Annotated in this window: 18 protein-coding genes; 9 read left to right on the forward strand and 9 right to left on the reverse strand. The window is 36.0% G+C overall.

Annotation, left to right across the window (positions count from 1 at the left end):
• Nucleotides 1-161: 161 nt before the first annotated feature.
• The gene (locus tag RCJ96_RS08975) at nucleotides 162-341 is read right to left on the reverse strand and encodes a YjzC family protein (RefSeq protein WP_000531421.1); all 180 of its coding nucleotides are present in this window, start codon (nucleotides 339-341) and stop codon (nucleotides 162-164) included.
• Nucleotides 342-833: 492 nt separating this feature from the next.
• On the opposite strand from RCJ96_RS08975, the gene RCJ96_RS08980 reads away from it, so the two are divergent.
• From RCJ96_RS08980 to RCJ96_RS08990, 3 genes are all read left to right on the forward strand, one after another.
• Nucleotides 834-1,643, forward strand: coding sequence for a Cof-type HAD-IIB family hydrolase (locus RCJ96_RS08980; protein ID WP_001041235.1), 810 nt, complete (start codon nucleotides 834-836; stop codon nucleotides 1,641-1,643).
• Nucleotides 1,644-1,748: 105 nt separating this feature from the next.
• Entirely contained in the window at nucleotides 1,749-1,889 is a 141-nt protein-coding gene (locus RCJ96_RS08985; protein ID WP_000516816.1) for a hypothetical protein, read from the forward strand.
• Nucleotides 1,890-2,087, forward strand: a complete 198-nt coding sequence (locus tag RCJ96_RS08990) for a DUF3813 domain-containing protein (RefSeq protein WP_000527392.1) — start codon at nucleotides 1,890-1,892, stop codon at nucleotides 2,085-2,087.
• 25 nt (nucleotides 2,088-2,112) lie between these two features.
• On the opposite strand, the gene RCJ96_RS08995 is transcribed toward RCJ96_RS08990, so the two are convergent.
• Nucleotides 2,113-2,970 carry a YitT family protein gene (locus tag RCJ96_RS08995; RefSeq protein ID WP_074610636.1) on the reverse strand — a complete coding sequence of 286 codons (858 nt, stop codon included), beginning with the start codon at nucleotides 2,968-2,970 and terminating at the stop codon, nucleotides 2,113-2,115.
• A gap of 100 nt (nucleotides 2,971-3,070) precedes the next feature.
• On the opposite strand from RCJ96_RS08995, the gene RCJ96_RS09000 reads away from it, so the two are divergent.
• Entirely contained in the window at nucleotides 3,071-3,202 is a 132-nt protein-coding gene (locus RCJ96_RS09000; protein ID WP_001120845.1) for a DUF3941 domain-containing protein, read from the forward strand.
• A 130-nt stretch (nucleotides 3,203-3,332) separates the two neighbouring features.
• Nucleotides 3,333-4,190 carry a peptidylprolyl isomerase PrsA gene (gene prsA / locus RCJ96_RS09005; RefSeq protein ID WP_001214230.1) on the forward strand — a complete coding sequence of 286 codons (858 nt, stop codon included), beginning with the start codon at nucleotides 3,333-3,335 and terminating at the stop codon, nucleotides 4,188-4,190.
• Nucleotides 4,191-4,239: 49 nt separating this feature from the next.
• Here prsA and RCJ96_RS09010 read toward each other — a convergent pair whose 3' ends face one another.
• Nucleotides 4,240-5,094: a CvfB family protein gene (locus RCJ96_RS09010; protein WP_000281267.1), complete on the reverse strand. Its 855-nt coding sequence runs from the start codon at nucleotides 5,092-5,094 to the stop codon at nucleotides 4,240-4,242.
• A gap of 390 nt (nucleotides 5,095-5,484) precedes the next feature.
• Here RCJ96_RS09010 and RCJ96_RS09015 point away from each other — a divergent pair, with 390 nt between their 5' ends.
• Nucleotides 5,485-5,976, forward strand: coding sequence for a YajQ family cyclic di-GMP-binding protein (locus tag RCJ96_RS09015; protein WP_001040153.1), 492 nt, complete (start codon nucleotides 5,485-5,487; stop codon nucleotides 5,974-5,976).
• Between the two features lie 483 nt (nucleotides 5,977-6,459).
• Here the strand turns inward: RCJ96_RS09015 and RCJ96_RS09020 are convergent, their stop codons facing one another.
• Together RCJ96_RS09020 and RCJ96_RS09025 are read right to left on the reverse strand one after the other, a co-directional pair.
• On the reverse strand, nucleotides 6,460-7,362 hold the full coding sequence (locus RCJ96_RS09020; RefSeq protein WP_098923568.1) for a helix-turn-helix domain-containing protein: 903 nt from the start codon (nucleotides 7,360-7,362) through the stop codon (nucleotides 6,460-6,462).
• Nucleotides 7,363-7,677: 315 nt separating this feature from the next.
• Nucleotides 7,678-8,979 carry an alpha-amylase family glycosyl hydrolase gene (locus RCJ96_RS09025; protein ID WP_074610541.1) on the reverse strand — a complete coding sequence of 434 codons (1,302 nt, stop codon included), beginning with the start codon at nucleotides 8,977-8,979 and terminating at the stop codon, nucleotides 7,678-7,680.
• Between the two features lie 213 nt (nucleotides 8,980-9,192).
• Between RCJ96_RS09025 and RCJ96_RS09030 the strand changes: the two genes are divergently transcribed.
• Entirely contained in the window at nucleotides 9,193-10,425 is a 1,233-nt protein-coding gene (locus RCJ96_RS09030; protein ID WP_416504226.1) for an ammonium transporter, read from the forward strand.
• A 270-nt stretch (nucleotides 10,426-10,695) separates the two neighbouring features.
• Here the strand turns inward: RCJ96_RS09030 and katB are convergent, their stop codons facing one another.
• The 3 genes from katB to asnB form a co-directional block, all read right to left on the reverse strand.
• Complete coding sequence (gene katB / locus RCJ96_RS09035) at nucleotides 10,696-12,162, reverse strand: catalase KatB (RefSeq protein WP_001069156.1); 1,467 nt, start codon at nucleotides 12,160-12,162, stop codon at nucleotides 10,696-10,698.
• 59 nt (nucleotides 12,163-12,221) lie between these two features.
• A complete protein-coding gene (hemH, locus tag RCJ96_RS09040) occupies nucleotides 12,222-13,181 on the reverse strand; it encodes a ferrochelatase (protein ID WP_073543590.1) in 960 nt (319 codons plus the stop codon).
• Between the two features lie 188 nt (nucleotides 13,182-13,369).
• Entirely contained in the window at nucleotides 13,370-15,217 is a 1,848-nt protein-coding gene (gene asnB / locus RCJ96_RS09045) for an asparagine synthase (glutamine-hydrolyzing) (RefSeq protein WP_074610534.1), read from the reverse strand.
• A gap of 238 nt (nucleotides 15,218-15,455) precedes the next feature.
• On the opposite strand from asnB, the gene RCJ96_RS09050 reads away from it, so the two are divergent.
• Complete coding sequence (locus tag RCJ96_RS09050; protein ID WP_000616042.1) at nucleotides 15,456-16,010, forward strand: DUF2777 domain-containing protein; 555 nt, start codon at nucleotides 15,456-15,458, stop codon at nucleotides 16,008-16,010.
• Between the two features lie 60 nt (nucleotides 16,011-16,070).
• On the opposite strand, the gene RCJ96_RS09055 is transcribed toward RCJ96_RS09050, so the two are convergent.
• The gene (locus tag RCJ96_RS09055) at nucleotides 16,071-16,433 is read right to left on the reverse strand and encodes a YisL family protein (RefSeq protein ID WP_000233503.1); all 363 of its coding nucleotides are present in this window, start codon (nucleotides 16,431-16,433) and stop codon (nucleotides 16,071-16,073) included.
• A 150-nt stretch (nucleotides 16,434-16,583) separates the two neighbouring features.
• Here RCJ96_RS09055 and rocD point away from each other — a divergent pair, with 150 nt between their 5' ends.
• Complete coding sequence (rocD, locus tag RCJ96_RS09060) at nucleotides 16,584-17,774, forward strand: ornithine aminotransferase (protein ID WP_000616655.1); 1,191 nt, start codon at nucleotides 16,584-16,586, stop codon at nucleotides 17,772-17,774.
• Nucleotides 17,775-17,827 lie beyond the last annotated feature (53 nt).

A 17,827-nucleotide genomic window follows, 5' to 3' on the forward strand; every position in this document is an offset into this window, starting at 1 on the left:
ACGCCAACTGACTTTTTTATACAATAATTTTGACTATGTATTTTCAAACTTATTATTGGAAAAAGAAAAAAGGAGCATGCATGATACAAGTGAAAAATATACGGTAAATGAAATTATTATGTGTAACGACAAAAAAGCCGCAATAATGATTGCGGCTTCTGTTACGGTTTTCTTTTATATGTCCACTGACGGTTATGATTTGTGTTATCTGGAAACTTTTCACCAGCAGTTAGTTTTACCATTTGCGGATCTTTCACCATACTTCCCGTTTCACCAATTTCTACGTAAATGCCATCATTCGGCGCTTTTTGTCCAGAACGAAACCTACGATTTTGTCCCATTTCCATTCTCCTTCCATGACGTCTTTGCCTCATTAGTATATCCATTTTAAAAGAAAGCTTGTCTGTCATGTTTAGGAAACAAGTACTACATTTCATTCTTGTACATATACATGAATGACACAAGCTTAAAGCAGGGATTTCTTTCCGATTTGTAGAAAAAAAAGAAACCAACCTACTATAGGCCAGTTTCAAAGGAGAGTCAAACATATACGAGAAGATTACATGTTCATTATAAGCCTCATCCTACGACCAATGTAACCCTTTTCACAATTTGTCCATAATGAAAGAAACATTATTTGAACTTTCTAAAAAGATGTTGACTTTTCTTAATTTCCAGCGAGAAATAGTAGACACCGCAACACTTTGCGACGTAAGATGGATATATAGTGAACTTTCCATCTTTGGTGGTCTCACCCAGTCTAACCTCTTATTTCTGCATATAAAAAACGGAAATACAGATAAAAACAAAAAAATATTATAAGAGGTGAAATTATGAACAAACAACATTTAATCGCACTAGACTTAGACGGCACTTTATTAACAGACAACAAAATAATTTCCACTCGAACAAAACATACAATTGCAAAAGCAAAGGAACAAGGACATATTGTTGTTATCTCAACAGGACGTCCATTCCGCGCTAGTTATGATTACTATAAAGAACTTGGTCTAAATACACCAATCGTAAACTTTAATGGCGCTTACGTACATCACCCTCTTGATTCAAAGTGGGGCACACATCACTCTCCTCTTGAGCTAGCAACAGCGCAAGAAATTGTCCGAGCTTGCTTTGATTTTGGCGTAAAAAATATATACGCTGAAGTAATGGACGATGTGTATGTTCGTGAAATTGATGAAGATAAAAAACATATTTTCGAATTCGGTTCTCCAAATATTTTTACAGGAGACTTATTAAATATTTTAAACGATCATCCAACTTGCTTATTAATTGACGCACATGACGAGCATTCCAGTGCAATTCGTCAACATTTAACTGATATGCACGCTGAAGTAATCGACCATAGAAAATGGGGCGCACCTTGGCCGATTATTGAAATTGTAAAAAGCGGATTAAATAAAGCTGTTGGACTACAAAAAATTTCTAGTCATTACAACATTCCACAAGAGCGAATTATCGCTTTCGGTGATGAAGATAACGACTTTGAAATGATTGAATTTGCTGGTCACGGCATCGCAATGGGAAATGCCATTCCTGAATTAAAATCACTCGCAAACCATACGACGCTAACGAACGAAGAAGATGGCATTGCACTATATTTAGAAGAGGTTCTTGGGTTGTAATCTAAAAATTCCCTGCTTATAGTTTCTCGCCAAACGCTCATACTATCATTAGACGCACAAGTTAGCGCGTCGATTGTTTTCAGCTAAATAAAGGGGGTTTTTCGAATGGGTAAAAAGAACAAATCAAAACGTTTTATCCAACAAGGAGCCGATGCTGTTATGAAGCATGATGCAAGATTCCCGTACCGAGGTACATTAGCTGAGGCAGAAAAAGCGAGAAGTAACTCTTCTTTTGGAGGGGTCTAAATGGGGAACTTACTATTTCAACAAGCTAGAGATGCTGTTGCAAATGCCGTATCTTGTTCAAGCGGTGCCGAGCAACAAGATCTCGTATATAGAGCCAAAAACGCTTTGCACTCTGCATACGCAAACTCTTCAACAGCTGAAAAAGTTCAGCTACGTGAAATGCAAGAGCAGTTGCAAAACATTACGAATGCACATTAAAAAAGAGGACCAGCTTTGGTCCTCTTTAATCTTTTCGAAACAATCCGAACACCCCAACTGTTTGCAGTACGTTTGTAAATGCACCTGGGTCCACTTGTTTAATAACCCTCTCCAATTCGTACAGTTCGTAACGAGTAATAACAATCATTAGCATTTCCTTATTTTCATTCGTATAAGCACCAGTTGCTGGTATAGTTGTAATCCCCCTCACTAAGCGTGAGTGAATCGCCTTTCGTATATCTGCCCCATTTTTCGTAACGATTAATGCCGTAATCTTCACATGACGCGTATGAATTGCATCGATGATTCGCGTTGACACATACAAAGTCACTAAAGTATATAATGCTTTTTCCCATCCATACACATAGCCGGCAGCGATAATGATCAGTGCATTAAAGAAGAAAAAATACGTACCGACAGGCTTGTCTTTAATCTTTGATAAAATCATGGCGATTATATCTAAACCACCTGTAGAAGCCCCCCACTTCAACGCAATCCCTACCCCGATTGCTGAAATAAGCCCACCAAAAATCGCATTTAATATGATGTCGTTTGAAACTGCTCTAACTGGGATAATTTCTAAAAACATAGTCATAAAGATAACGCAAAGAAAACTAAAGAAAGTAAAGGCCTTTCCAACCTTTTTCCACGCTAAAATAACGACTGGAATGTTAAACAAGCTAAATAATACCCCGGTTGATATGTGAATAGATAAAAAATCACCTAATATTTGTGATAGCAATTGAGACAATCCAGCAAAGCCACTTGCATACACTTTCGCTGGCGTTAAAAATAAATTCATTCCAATCGCATTTAACAAACCTGCGACGATTACAACGATTAACTTCTTTATAAGTTCGGTATAATTCAACTTCAAATCCATTTCCAATCCACCTTCATTATTCATGAATACACTGCTATACATAGTCTTTACGAAAAAGGAAATGATAAACGTACAACGTTTAGAAATGGAGTTGATACATATGCCACATACGAGTGATAACGACAAAAAAGCACGCGATAATAATGCAAAACGCGCGCAAAAAAATGAGCAAGAACAAAAGAATATAGAGCAAGGTAAGCGTGCCTATTCTAAAAAGACCGATCACCTTTGATTCCATCGTACATCAACAATATTGTTGGTGTACTTTTTTTACAGTTTACAGGGAAAAAACATTAAAAATTCACTTCATGTTCACTTCTATATTCTACAATAGCGATAACATATTCGGATGAGGTGTTAGCATGAGAGGAAAACACATTTTCATTATTACTGCACTACTAAGTATATTAATGCTATCTGCTTGTGGACAAAAAAACGACTCAGATACAGTCGCTACAGCAACAGACTCAACCATTACGAAGAGCGACTTCGAAAAACAGTTGAAAGATCGTTACGGAAAAGACATGCTGTACGAAATGATGGCGCAAGACGTTATCACGAAAAAATATAAAGTATCTGACGATGATGTAGATAAAGAATTACAAAAAGCTAAAAATCAATACGGAGACCAATTTAAAAACGTATTGAAAAACAATGGTTTAAAAGATGAAGCTGATTTCAAAAATCAAATTAAGTTCAAACTTGCTATGAATGAAGCGATTAAGAAAAGTATTACAGAAAAAGACGTGAAAGACCACTATAAACCAGAAATTAAAGCAAGCCATATTTTAGTAAGTGACGAAAATGAAGCGAAAGAAATAAAGAAAAAATTAGATGCTGGTGCTTCATTTGAAGAACTAGCAAAACAAGAATCGCAAGACCTACTATCAAAAGAAAAAGGCGGAGACCTCGGATATTTCAATTCAGGTAGAATGGCACCTGAATTTGAAACTGCTGCCTATAAACTAAAGGTCGGACAAATTAGCAATCCCGTTACATCACCAAACGGTTATCATATTATTAAATTAACTGATAAAAAAGAGTTAAAACCCTATGATGAAGTGAAAGACTCTATTCGCAAAAACTTAGAAGAAGAACGTATCTCTGACCCTATATTCGGCAAAAAACTATTGCAAAATGAATTAAAAAAAGCAAATATTAAAATAAACGATAGTGAGTTGAAAGATACGTTTACTCTTGTACATGAGCAAGGGAATTAAAAAAGCACCACCTTATAGGTAAAATATAAGGTGGTGCTTTTTATTTCCTTTATTTCTTAAAGTACGTCCAACCTTCTTCTTGGTAAACCTTTTCTTCTTTCATCAACTTACCAAGTGCACGCTTAAATGCAGCTTTACTCATATTGAAACGTTCTTTAATGTCTTCTGGATAGCTCTTATCCCAAAACGGCATTGCTCCGCCTCGTTCTTCCATATATGCATAAATCACTGTAGCATCATCTTCCATTCCTTCTTCTTTACGAGGAAGAAGGGAGATGTTAATTGTACCGTCATCTTTTACATCAATAATTCGTCCCGTTACACGTTGACCGATGCGAACTTGCTCTTTTCTTTCTGTATGATGTAAAAATGCACGGAAATGCTCATCTGTTAATACGAACGAACCAACTTGAAGTGAACGATACACACGTCCGTTTACGTTTTTATTACGCATAGATGGTGTCGCATCTACAACGATTTCTTGCATATCACTATCTCTTGCTGGAAGAGCAATTAAACGATCACGATTCGTTAATTTTAACGTACAATATAATTCGTCTCCAACTTCTGGCCATACTGGCATATAAATTGGGAATTCATCAGCTGGAATTAGTATATCTTTTGATACACCAATATCAACAAACACACCTAAACTAGGAATAACTTCTACAACCTTTACCCAGTTCCAATCATATGTTGTAATAATTGGCTCCTTCATTGTTGCCGAAATACGATTTTGGTGGTCAAGGTATAAGAATACATCAATCGTATCGCCTTCTTCAATTTCTCCAGCTACTTCATTTTTATGTAGGAAAATTTCTTCTTCTTCATTTCCAACCATATATCCAATTTCCGTTTCGCGTAAAACAGTTACCTGTTCAATCGATCCTATTTGTAAATACATATTTTTTTAATTCCCTTCTCTATATATAAAGTGAAACTTTAATCAGTGGAGGTTTTGTTCCTTCCCACTGATTATTAGTTGAACCAATCGGGCTTTTACGGGCAGTTGATCTCCCGCCTCCCTTCTTTGATACAGTCGAATTTTGAGGTGGGAGTCTTACTGCCCGTTAATGCGGGGTAAAATTAACTTTTTTATCTTTTTATCATTCCAAACAAAAGTTAATTATAACACGATTTTCTCTTTATTTGTCCAACTGCCCAAAATTCACTATAATAAAATGAGGTTATATCATTATAAGTACGAAAACACTTAAGTCTAAGCTCGTTTTCAGCTATACTTTAGTATGTACAATACATAAAAAGATTAGAAATTTATTTGGAGGTGCTAACTATGGCAAAAGATAGTTCTTTTGACATCGTTTCGAAAGTAGAATTACCTGAAGTAACAAACGCAATTAACACTGCATTAAAAGAAATCCAAAACCGATATGACTTTAAAGGAAGTAAAAGTGATATTAAACTTGAGAAAGAAGTACTTGTTTTAACTTCTGACGATGAGTTCAAATTAGAGCAAGTAAAAGACGTTCTTATTTCTAAACTCGTAAAACGTAACGTTCCAATTAAGAACTTAGATTACGGAAAAGTTGAAGCCGCGGCTGGTAACACTGTTCGCCAACGCGCAACACTTCAACAAGGTATCGATAAAGATAACGCAAAAAAAATTAACAATATCATTAAAGAAATGAAATTAAAAGTAAAAACACAAGTACAAGATGATCAAGTACGTGTTACAGCGAAAAGCCGTGATGACTTACAAGCAGTTATCGCAGCAGTTCGTAGCGCTGACTTACCGATTGACGTACAATTTATTAACTACCGCTAAAAAGAAAAACATCCTCTATGTAGAGGATGTTTTTCTTTTTAGCGTGTAAAAGTCTAAACTTACGGGCAATCGGATAAATTTTATGCATAAATGAAGAAGACCCTTTTAAAAATCGGAACAAAAACCTCCCTCCCCAATCAAATGTAACAAATTATGAGTATATGAATATTTTCCACCCTTTCCTGTAATGTAAAATTAGTAAGGAATTTATTTTATGAAAAATGTTAATTAAAAAGAGTTAGAAGTGGTTATTTGAAGAAATTAATACTATGTTTTTTATTAACTACATTCTGTCTATATATTGCAGGGTGTTCTAATAATATAACTACACCTGGGGATACATCTAAAACTTCAACACCTGTGAATTGTAAATACATCAACAAAGCTTGGTATAAGAAACCTACGAACTGTAATAATCGATGATATAAGTCATAAAAAAGACACCATAAGGTGCTTTTTTTATAGAGAATAATAAGATGTTCATCAGAAATTATGAGTGATTTTTTTATTTTGTTGTTCAAAATATTTTTCTTTAACTATTTTTATCAGATCTTCTTTTTCTGTTAGTTCAAAGATAAATAATGCTTTTTTCATATTATCAGCTACATCTTCTTCATTACATTGTTTCAGCTTTAGCATGTTCCAAGCTTTCCCATAGTATAATTCGCCTAATAAATATAAAGTATTTAGATTAATAGCTAATTTAATACCCATATCATTGTATTTTATTGCCTCTTCATGTTGATTTGCATGACCTAACATTTTCCCTAAATTAAAAATGATTTTTAATTTAACCTCTTTATCTCTAGGGAAATCTAACTTATTAAAATTAGTTAAACATCTTCTTAATATAGTAATACTCTTTTCATATTCTTTATTTGCCCAATGAAATATAGCCATCGACTGCATAATATCTATTTCTCTTTCCGATAAAAAATCACCATTCGTTACAGTTAGTTTTAGTGCATTATTTAAAAGATTTAAAGCAGTTTTTATTGATTTATTCACATAAAATATAGCAATCGCTTCATGCCATATTAGAAATTGTTTATCTTCTTTTAACTGGAAATTATTTTCGGTTTTCTCTTGTTTCACTATTTCATAAAGTTCATTATATTGTTTTTGTTTTGTACAATCTCTCATTACACATTTTACATTTTCTACATATTTTAGTTTTTTGTTTTGAGTTAGTGCGAAAATATGATTTGGATCAATACCAAGTCTTTCAGATAATTGATATAACAATATGCTAGATGGATAAATCATACCTTTTTCTATTTTGCTAATTTGACTTTGCGAACATATTCCATGACACAATTCAGATTGTGATATATTCTTTTTCATTCTAAGTTCTTTAATGGTAATACCCAAATCGTAAAATTCCATTTTTCCTCCTCAAATATAGCCCTCAATGAGTAACAAAATACTTTTCATCCTTTAATGTAATGTAAAATTAGTATATTTTCAATTATTGTTCTTCTATCGATTTTTTTACTTCTTTGCTCAGTTGCATTTCGAGGTGAGAGTCTTACTTCAAAGAAAAACAGACTAGGGAGAAAGTTTTCTCCTTAGCCTGTCCCACCGAACAAATTCCCCATCGTCACTGTTATCCCCAAAATACAGAATTACGAATACGATAAGAAGACTTAAACATCTCACCTCATCACGCACTTTTAATTGAACACAAAAGAGAATATCCCCTTATTTCCGCTTCTTTTTAACCACAATTAAAAAAGCAATAAACAATACGTTCACACCGACGATTAAAGAAATAAATAGCCAATTCACACCTGTTTCCCCGTTAACTTTATACACATTTGATTCTTCACGCTTTAAAACGAGATAAAATTTTCCGTTTTCTTCTCTTATAATTTCATCTTCTAACAATCCCCTTAGCTCTTGTTTTTCACCAATCGCACTTGCAGGTAAAGCAACTTTTTGTGTTTCTCTCGTATTATTAATCGCTACTACCGTCACTTCATCTTTATACTTTCTCTTTAGTACACTCATTCCATCTTTATCGTATAGAAGCTCAAACGTACCGCGGCGTAAAGATGGTCTCGCTTGTCTAAGCTCACCGAGTTTCGTTATATGTTGCATAAACTTTTCATCTGATTTGAAGTCCATTAATCGTCTATTATCTGGCGTACCTCCTCCATCCAATGCAATTTCAGTTCCGTAATAAAAATTCGGAATACCTGGTGTTGTTAATAAATATGTAAGAGCTAGTTTCAAACGAGGTGGTGGATAATTCATATTCTCTTTTGCAATACGAGCAAATCTTTTTGTATCTTGATTATCTAAAAATGTAGCGGCTGCTCCGTCTTTTTTACTTACATCATATAAAGGTTTCACCGATACGTCCGCTTTGGAAAACGCATCTACTATTTTTTCGTTGTATTCACTATCTTCTTTTGTCATAACTCGAAAATCTTTCTTTATCACTTGCATATCTTTTTGCACATCATCCCAAAAAGCAGGCGACTTTTTTTCACTATGTATTACATAACTTGCATCTAAATCAACTTCTTTAATCCACCATTTCATCGAGTCGATTACTTGTTGTTCGTTTTCTCCAAGTGGAAATTGAAATACAACTTTCATTCCTTTTGCATGAGCTTCTTGCAAAAGTTCTTTCACATCATTTTCTGTTCCGAAATGTTCATTTACCTTCTGAAAATTGCGCACGTCTAACCCATCGTATTTTACACTTTCAAAAAGCGGCGAAAGCATAACAGTAGTAAATCCCATTTTTTTTATGTAATCCAGTCTTTTTATAATACCTCTTATATCTCCGCCCTGATATCCTTCTAAATTGCCAACTTCTAACTGTTTGTCATTTTTCGGTTCCCCATTATTAAAACGATCAATCATAATGGAATATATAACTTCGTCTCGCCACTCTCTTTTTTCATCTGCAAATGTATGTATTGGTACAAACAAAACGACAGCTAAACAAAAACAAATGAATAGTTTCCTAGTATGTATTTTCCCCACACGCATCCCCCATGTATTTTAATTGTAAGAATATTATATCAATTATCCAAACGAATCGCATACGTTGATTTCATTCTTATTAAATTAATACATGTTAGATTTTCTAACATTACATATAAAATTTTCTGAATTTTTAGTTGATTTTTCTTTTTATTTCGAATATGATATGAAACATAACAAATTGATGTTATTTTTTCTAACATTATAGGAGGAGAGAGAATGAATACAGGAGATACGGTTTTTATGTTTGTAGCGACAGTAATGGTCATGTTAATGACACCAGGATTAGCACTTTTTTATGGAGGTATGGTTCGCAGTAAAAACGTACTCAGTACGACAATGCATAGTTATAGCGCAATGGCTATCGTTTCGATTCAATGGATTGTAATTGGTTATTCTTTATCATTCGGACCAGATTGGCACGGACTTATCGGCACATTCGATTGGTTCGGTTTAAACGGAGTTACCTACGCACCAAATCCAGACTACTCATCTACTATTCCTCACAATTTATTTATGATGTTTCAACTCATGTTTGCTATTCTAACCCCCGCTCTAATTTCAGGAGCATTTGCCGAAAGAATGCGATTTTCAGCTTTCCTTATTTTCATCCTTCTATGGACAACAATCGTTTACAATCCTGTCGCTCATTGGGTATGGGGCGTTGGTGGATGGCTAAGAGAACTTGGCGCATTAGACTTCGCTGGCGGTAATGTCGTTCATATTACATCTGGCGTGGCTGGCCTCGTATTAGCTATTTTCCTTGGAAAACGCAAAAACATAAACGGTTCGTCTCCTCATCATTTACCATTTACGATGTTAGGCGCTGGGCTGCTATGGTTCGGCTGGTTTGGTTTTAACGTCGGAAGCGCATTATCTTTAAATGATGTAGCTTTAACTGCATTTATTAATACAAATATAGCTGCCGCTGCCTCCGCATTAACTTGGATGCTTTCAGAGTGGTTCTTCCAATCAAAACCGACCGCGATGGGAGCTGCTTGCGGCGTTGTTTCCGGTCTAGTCGCTATTACACCAGCTTGCGGGTTCGTTACACCTTTCTCAGCTCTTCTTATCGGAGCAATTGGCGGCGTATTATGCTTCGGAGCGGTCTTTTTCTTAAAAACAAAATTCGGATACGACGATACACTCGATGCATTTGGATGTCACGGCATCGGCGGAACTTGGGGCGGCATTGCGACAGGACTATTTGCAACTACCACCATAAACAGTGATGGCGCTAACGGATTATTTTACGGAAACGCCGCGCTGCTGTTGAAACAACTTATAGCAATCGGCGCAACATATGCGTTCACAATTATAATGACGTACGCGATTATTAAAGCAATTAACTTCTTCCTCCCTGTCCGGGTAGATGAGCACGAGGAACATATGGGACTTGATATTTCAATGCATGGGGAGAAAGCTTATGAATATACTGAGCGAGTAAACTAAAAAAGAGATGCAATCTATTGATAGTAGATTGCATCTCTTTTTATTAGACTTGCCGCATACCCCGAGCGGTATTAATATAAATATATCAGCGATTCTTCGGATATATCGACGATTTTTCAAATATATCAGCGATTATTTCAATATATCGACGTTTCGACACGATATATCGATTTACCAACAAATTCCGACATAACGAAACTGAAGAATACCCGCGTGTAACTTTACATAAACAAAAAAGACGACCGTTTCATAACAGTCGTCTTTTCCAATTTATTTCGGAGCATTTCCTACATATTGCGTAATATCAACGTTTAATGCTTGCGCTAAACGCATACCGTACTCTTGATCTGCACGGAAGAAGTTACATACAGCTAGTAATTTCGTACGTTCATTTACGTCTTTTAAGTCATTTGTTAAGTTTGCAATTAAGTTGTCTTGCTCTTCTTTAGAGAACGAACGGTAACGCTCACCTGCTTGTTTGAAGTCATTTGGTTTGTCAATTTTTTCACGAGATACGTAGCCTTCTACTTTCATAGTTGAATCGCGGTAAGCTGGGTCTTCAACTGGATTTTCAGCATGACGGCTCGGTTCGTAGTTAATTGTAGATGGGTTTTGATTGATTTGCATCGCACCATCACGTTGTTGGTTATGAACAGCTGCGTATGGGCAGTTTACAGGAATTTGTAAGTAGTTTGCACCAAGGCGGTAACGCTGTGTATCTGGATAAGAGAATAAACGACCTTGTAATAATTTATCTTCAGATGGTTCAATACCATTTACAGTTGCACTTGGAGAGAACGCTACTTGTTCTACTTCAGCAAAGAAGTTTTTCGGGTTACGATTTAACGTCATTGTCCCTACTTCCATTAATGGGAAACGATCTTCTGGCCAAACTTTCGTCGGATCCAACGGATCGAAATCTAAAGAATCCGTTTCTTCTAGTTGCATCACTTGTACGTGTAAATCCCACTTCGGATAATTTCCTTTTTCGATTGCATCGAACAAGTCACGAGTTGCATGGTTGAAGTCTTTTCCTTGTACTTCTTGCACTTCTTTTGCACTTAAGTTACGTACACCTTGCTGTGGTTTCCAATGATATTTAATGTAGACGATTTTACCTTCTGCATTAATCCATTTGAATGAATGTACACCGAAACCTTCCATTTCACGATAGCTTGCTGGTGTACCGTAATCAGAAAATACCCATGTCATCATATGTGTAGATTCTGGACTTAACGTCATGAAATCCCAGTAACGATCTGGTGTTTGAATATTTGTATCAGGTGCTGGTTTTAAAGAATGCACCATATCAGGGAATTTAATTGCATCACGAATGAAGAAGACTGGTAAATGGTTACCTACAATATCGTAATTTCCTTCTTCTGTATAAAATTTAACAGCGAAACCGCGTGGATCACGTGCTGTTTCAGGAGAACCTTGACCATGAATAACCGTTGAAAAACGAACAAACACAGGTGTTTCAGTTCCTTCATTTTGTAAAAATGCTGCTTTCGTATATTTCTTCATGCTGTTTTTCGTTACGAATACACCGTGAGCACCTGCACCACGTGCATGCACAACACGCTCTGGAATACGTTCACGATCAAAGTGAGCTAGTTTTTCTACTAAATGATAGTCTTCTAATAATACTGGTCCACGGCGACCAGCTGTACGAGAATTTTGGTTATCTCCGACCGGAGCACCTTGGTTTGTTGTTAAGCGATTATTTGGATTCATCTAGGGGGATCCTCCTCTTTCTTTCATAGTAATTATTATTTATTTAAAATTATTATAAATTAATTATTGTTCAAAATTAGTTCTTTGTCAACTATTTCTTTCATTTTTTTGGAAACAATTGTAGCTAAACAATCAATAAATATAGATTGTGCATTCGGCATATTCGGTCTAAAATACGCAGCATTTAATTCATCCGTCACAACTTTACACTCATAATCGTTGTCATATAAAACTTCTAAATGCTCTGCCACAAAACCGACTGGGCAATATATGAAAGCTTCATATCTATGATCTTCAAATAAATCTCTCGTTAAATCTTGTACATCCGGTCCAATCCATGGATCAGATGTATTTCCGGCACTTTGCCAACCAATTGTATAGTTTTGAATATTTGCAGCTGCTGCGATTAAATCCGCTGTATGCTGCAATTGCTCCACATAAGGATCACCTGCTGCAATAATTTTTTCTGGTAAACTATGCGCTGAAAAAATTACGACCGCTTTCTCTTTATCTTCAATTTTTGTAAATGTTTCTTTTATTTGATCTGCCCAATACGAAATAAACTTCGGTTCATCGTACCATTGGTCAATCGGCTCAATAACAGGACCACCTATTTCCTCCGAGAGACGAATTGCACGCTCGTTATATGCCTTAATGCTAAAGGTAGAATAATGCGGTGCTAATACGATACTAATTGCTTGCTCAATTCCATCGCGCTTCATCTCTTCTACTGCATCTTCTATAAACGGAGCAGTATGTTTTAAGCCTAAGTAACAATTAAATTCATACTCTGTAAACATATTATTCATTGAGTCTGTTAATTTATGCGCTTGCTCTTTCGTAATTTTTGCAAGCGGTGAAATTCCACCAATCGCTTTATAGCGTCCAATTAAATCTTGGAGTGCTTCTTCGGACGGCTTACGCCCATGACGAATATGTGTATAATATGCCTCTACTTCATCTAATGAATCCGGCGTTCCATACGCCATTACGAGTAAACCTATTTTTTTCTTTTTCATCTATATAACACCTCAATTTTATAAATGAGAATCTTTTTCAAGAACATTTGTTTCCAATTATAACAACTAATAATAAGTACGTAAAGATAATTATTCTAAATAAATATTTTTTCTAATATGATTTTGAATTTTATATGACAATTTATTTAATAAAAAGCGACTTACTTATAAAGTAAGTCGCTTTTCTCCTATTCTTTAATATTTACTCCATATTCTTTAAACCAAACGTGAATTTGTGCTAAATGAGCTAAAAGTTGTGGCCCAGTCATTAATTGACCATACCATGGCGTTTGGAATGCACTGCCGCCTGACTCAATTAATCCACTCAGCTGTTCTTTATCAAATAGCTCGTGTAAAATCGAGCCTTTATCTGTTAATAAATCTTGTATCCATACTGTTACTGCTTTCGTATAGTGCGGATTATGTGTTTTTGGATACGGGCTCTTCTTTCTATATAATATCTCATTTGGAAGTAACCCTTCTAACGCTTTACGCAATAGACCTTTTTCGCGGTTTTTATACATTTTCATTTCCCAAGGAATATTCCACGCATATTCGACAAGACGATGATCTGCAAATGGAACACGTACTTCTAAGCTCGCCCCCATACTCATACGGTCTTTTCTGTCTAATAATGTTGTCATAAACCATACCATATTTAAATAAAATAATTGGCGTCTTTTCGCTTCTAGCGGACTTTCCCCATCTAAAATAGGAACTTCTTGAATCGATTCCTCATAACGTTGTTGCACATATTGTTGTAAATTTAATTTATTTCTCCATTCTTTCTTTAGCAATTGTTCACGCGCTTCTGTAGAACGCATCCACGGAAATGCGCTCGATTGTAAATCATCTTCTCTATAAAACCAAGGATAACCACCAAATATTTCATCTGCACATTCCCCAGATAAACCGACGACAAAATCTTGTTTAATTTCGCGGCAAAACCATAATAATGACGAATCGATATCTGCCATACCAGGCAAATCACGAACGAGTACTGCTTCTGTTAAATACTGCGCTAATTGTTCATTTGAAATGACGCAGCGATGATGGATCGTTTGAAACGTCTCCGTCATCAAATGAATAAATGGTGCATCTGAATTTGGCTGAAACGCATTTGCTTTAAAGTATTTGTCATTATCTTCGTAATCAACCGAATACGTGTGTAATTGACCTTTTCCCGATCTTTCGTATTCTTTTGCAGCAATTGCTGTTATAGCGCTTGAATCTACACCGCCTGATAAAAAAGTGCATAATGGTACATCAGAAACGAGCTGCCTTGTAATCGAATCTTGTAATAAAAAGCGTGTTTTTTCTACTGTTTCTTCAAAGGAATCTTCATGCTTTTTACTTTCTACATTCCAATATCTCCATATACATAAACCGTTCTTCGAAAATGTCATCGCATGACCTGGACGTAATTCTTTTATACCAGCATAAATGCCGTGACCAGGCGTTCTAGATGGTCCAAGGCCAAATATTTCAGATAATCCTTCTAACGTCACTTCCGCCTTCACATCTGGATGCGCCAATATCGCTTTTAACTCTGAGCCAAATAGTAATCGCCCACTGTCATATTTATAAAATAGTGGTTTTACCCCTAATCGATCGCGCGCAATAAACACTTGTTCTTTCTGTTCATCCCATACAGCAAACGCATATATACCGTTTAAATGATCGACACATTCTTCTTTCCATTCGATATAAGAAGCTAACAATACTTCCGTATCAGAGTGACCTCTGAACGTATATCCTCTTCTTAATAGTTCCTTTCGAATATCTTCCGTATTATACAGTTCACCGTTATAGCAAATTGCATAATTTGCTTCATCTTTTAAACAAGTCATCGGCTGTTTACCACCTTCAGGATCAACAACGATTAACCGTTTATGCCCAAATGCGACATTGCCTTTAATCCAAACTTTATTATCATCTGGGCCACGCTTCGCTAACGTCTCAGCCATCTTCGTAACGACGTCCCGTTCTCCTTCTAATGAGCGTTTATAATCCACCCATCCTGTAATCCCGCACATATAAATCATCCTTCCATCTTATTTCTTTTCTTGAACGTACAGTAACCCCACTCTAAAAGTGCGGATCAAAAAAATGACAAACTTGACGATAACCTACTATCCACATTTGGAATAGCATTTTCACTCAGTAAAACGTGTTTTATTGTATGCCCACCTATGTCCGGATGTGTCTAGTTATAAAGAATGCACGAACTGTCTATAACAGAAATAACTACTTTTCATAAAGGAGAAAGCGTGTATGATACAACGTAAACATATTTTATATAACCAGCCCCGCGCTCATACAGTCGGTAATGTAGAATATATAAACAATGAATGGATATTCTTTGATGACGAAAATGAGGAAGCATTTTTATTAGAAGAGATTGCCGAAGATGGCTTTGAGATTTTATATAACAACAACTGGCTACCAGCGCGTTTCTATGAACAAGATGTATTACAAATCGCCGACGAACAGCATCATTTACAAAACGGAGAAATGATACGAATTCGAAAAAAATTACTTCTTAGCTATAAGGAATGGCTTGAGGAGTTACCCGATTCTGTTTTCACCTTATTAACAGAATCATTGCAATCACTTCATTACTCTTTATATGATTGCATGTATTGTCATAATTATTTATCCTTCTTACCGAAAGAGGAAACATGTGAAGGAGTAAATATTCTTTTATTCGATAACGAAGAAATGATTTGTTCACTGCAGCACCATTTCGTTCGTCACGCTACATCAAATAAAAATATGTTTCGTTTTACGAAAGTAAACGGAGAAGAGTTGCATATCGATGCAACATAAAATAAAAAACCACCTTATCTCCCAAACATTTGAGATTATAAGGTGGTTTTATTTTCTTTATTAGAATACTTGCCAACCAATCGGTAATTTCAGTCCTAGATAAAATACCGCTACAAGCGCGATAATAAATAATCCCCAGAATGCCCCCGTTGCCTTGTTCTTGCTCATTTTCACAAGAACCATTTCCATTCCAGCGATTACCAATATACCAGCTAGCATTTTTAGACCGTACCACATGTGATAGCTCTTATCGACTATAGTTTGATCTAGGTATAACCAAACGCCTGTCACAATAATGATAATGTACATGAGACGAAGCCCCATATGTACACCTTTCCCTTTTCTTCCTGCTGAATAAAGTGAATACGCAACGAAGAATAAAATTAAACCTAACGCCCATGCTGTAATATGCATATGTACCATCGTATCCCTTACCTCCTCTTTTCACACTTTTTCACTCTATATGATAACATGTTCATTTATTTTCAGGAAATGTTTCGCTTTTTTACATTTAAATGCTATAATATTTAGAGTATTTACAAACTTCTTGTAATAACAAAAGGGGGAACAATCATGATTCAAACTAAGGATATTATCGAACTTACAGACACATACGGGGCAAATAACTATCACCCACTTCCAATCGTTATTTCTAAAGCAGAAGGCGTTTGGGTAGAAGATCCTGAAGGAAACCGCTATATGGACTTATTAAGTGCATATTCGGCAGTAAACCAAGGTCATCGTCACCCAAAAATTATTAACGCTTTAATTGACCAAGCTAATCGTGTTACGTTAACTTCTCGTGCTTTCCATAGCGATCAATTAGGTCCTTGGTACGAAAAAGTTGCGAAACTAACTAATAAAGAAATGGTACTTCCAATGAATACAGGTGCAGAAGCTGTTGAAACTGCAATTAAAACAGCTCGCCGATGGGCTTATGATGTGAAGAAAGTAGAAGCAAACCGTGCTGAAATTATCGTTTGTGAAGATAACTTCCACGGACGTACGATGGGTGCTGTTTCTATGTCTTCAAACGAAGAGTACAAGCGTGGATTCGGTCCAATGCTTCCTGGCATCGTTGTAATTCCTTACGGTGATTTAGAAGCGTTAAAAGCTGCTATTACACCAAACACAGCTGCATTCATTTTAGAGCCAATCCAAGGTGAAGCAGGGATTAACATCCCACCAGCTGGTTTCTTAAAAGAAGCTCTTGAAGTATGTAAAAAAGAAAACGTTTTATTCGTAGCAGATGAAATCCAAACTGGCTTAGGCCGTACTGGTAAAGTATTTGCTTGTGACTGGGACGGTGTAACTCCTGACATGTACATACTTGGTAAAGCACTTGGCGGCGGCGTATTCCCAATCTCTTGCGTTGCAGCAAACCGCGACATTTTAGGGGTATTCGAGCCAGGTTCTCACGGTTCTACATTCGGTGGTAATCCACTTGCATGTGCTGTTTCTATCGCAGCTCTTGAAGTGTTAGAAGAAGAAAAATTAACAGAGCGTTCTCTTCAATTAGGTGAAAAATTAGTTGGACAATTAAAAGAAATCGATAACCCAATGATTACTGAAGTTCGCGGTAAAGGTTTATTTATCGGTATCGAATTAAACGAGCCAGCTCGCCCTTACTGTGAACAACTAAAAGCAGCTGGACTGTTATGTAAAGAAACACACGAAAACGTAATTCGTATCGCACCACCTCTAGTAATCTCTGAAGAAGATTTAGAGTGGGCATTCCAAAAAATTAAAGCTGTATTATCGTAATAATAGAGAGGCTGTCCTACATGTTGGGACAACCTCTTTCATTTTATATTGAT

This window comes from Bacillus sp. BSL6 (genome assembly GCF_052928345.1).

Coding starts and splice junctions, on each gene's coding strand:
- RCJ96_RS08980 (WP_001041235.1), top strand. CDS start 834: ATGAACAAACAACATTTAATCGCACTAGACTTAGACGGCACTTTATTA.
- RCJ96_RS09015 (WP_001040153.1), top strand. CDS start 5,485: ATGGCAAAAGATAGTTCTTTTGACATCGTTTCGAAAGTAGAATTACCT.
- RCJ96_RS09055 (WP_000233503.1), bottom strand. CDS start 16,433: ATGGTACATATGCATATTACAGCATGGGCGTTAGGTTTAATTTTATTC.
- RCJ96_RS09050 (WP_000616042.1), top strand. CDS start 15,456: ATGATACAACGTAAACATATTTTATATAACCAGCCCCGCGCTCATACA.
- katB (WP_001069156.1), bottom strand. CDS start 12,162: ATGAATCCAAATAATCGCTTAACAACAAACCAAGGTGCTCCGGTCGGA.
- asnB (WP_074610534.1), bottom strand. CDS start 15,217: ATGTGCGGGATTACAGGATGGGTGGATTATAAACGCTCATTAGAAGGA.
- RCJ96_RS09010 (WP_000281267.1), bottom strand. CDS start 5,094: ATGTATTTACAAATAGGATCGATTGAACAGGTAACTGTTTTACGCGAA.
- RCJ96_RS09000 (WP_001120845.1), top strand. CDS start 3,071: ATGCCACATACGAGTGATAACGACAAAAAAGCACGCGATAATAATGCA.
- RCJ96_RS08990 (WP_000527392.1), top strand. CDS start 1,890: ATGGGGAACTTACTATTTCAACAAGCTAGAGATGCTGTTGCAAATGCC.
- RCJ96_RS09025 (WP_074610541.1), bottom strand. CDS start 8,979: ATGCGTGTGGGGAAAATACATACTAGGAAACTATTCATTTGTTTTTGT.
- RCJ96_RS09020 (WP_098923568.1), bottom strand. CDS start 7,362: ATGGAATTTTACGATTTGGGTATTACCATTAAAGAACTTAGAATGAAA.
- rocD (WP_000616655.1), top strand. CDS start 16,584: ATGATTCAAACTAAGGATATTATCGAACTTACAGACACATACGGGGCA.
- hemH (WP_073543590.1), bottom strand. CDS start 13,181: ATGAAAAAGAAAAAAATAGGTTTACTCGTAATGGCGTATGGAACGCCG.
- RCJ96_RS08995 (WP_074610636.1), bottom strand. CDS start 2,970: ATGGATTTGAAGTTGAATTATACCGAACTTATAAAGAAGTTAATCGTT.
- RCJ96_RS09030 (WP_416504226.1), top strand. CDS start 9,193: ATGAATACAGGAGATACGGTTTTTATGTTTGTAGCGACAGTAATGGTC.
- prsA (WP_001214230.1), top strand. CDS start 3,333: ATGAGAGGAAAACACATTTTCATTATTACTGCACTACTAAGTATATTA.
- RCJ96_RS08975 (WP_000531421.1), bottom strand. CDS start 341: ATGGGACAAAATCGTAGGTTTCGTTCTGGACAAAAAGCGCCGAATGAT.
- RCJ96_RS08985 (WP_000516816.1), top strand. CDS start 1,749: ATGGGTAAAAAGAACAAATCAAAACGTTTTATCCAACAAGGAGCCGAT.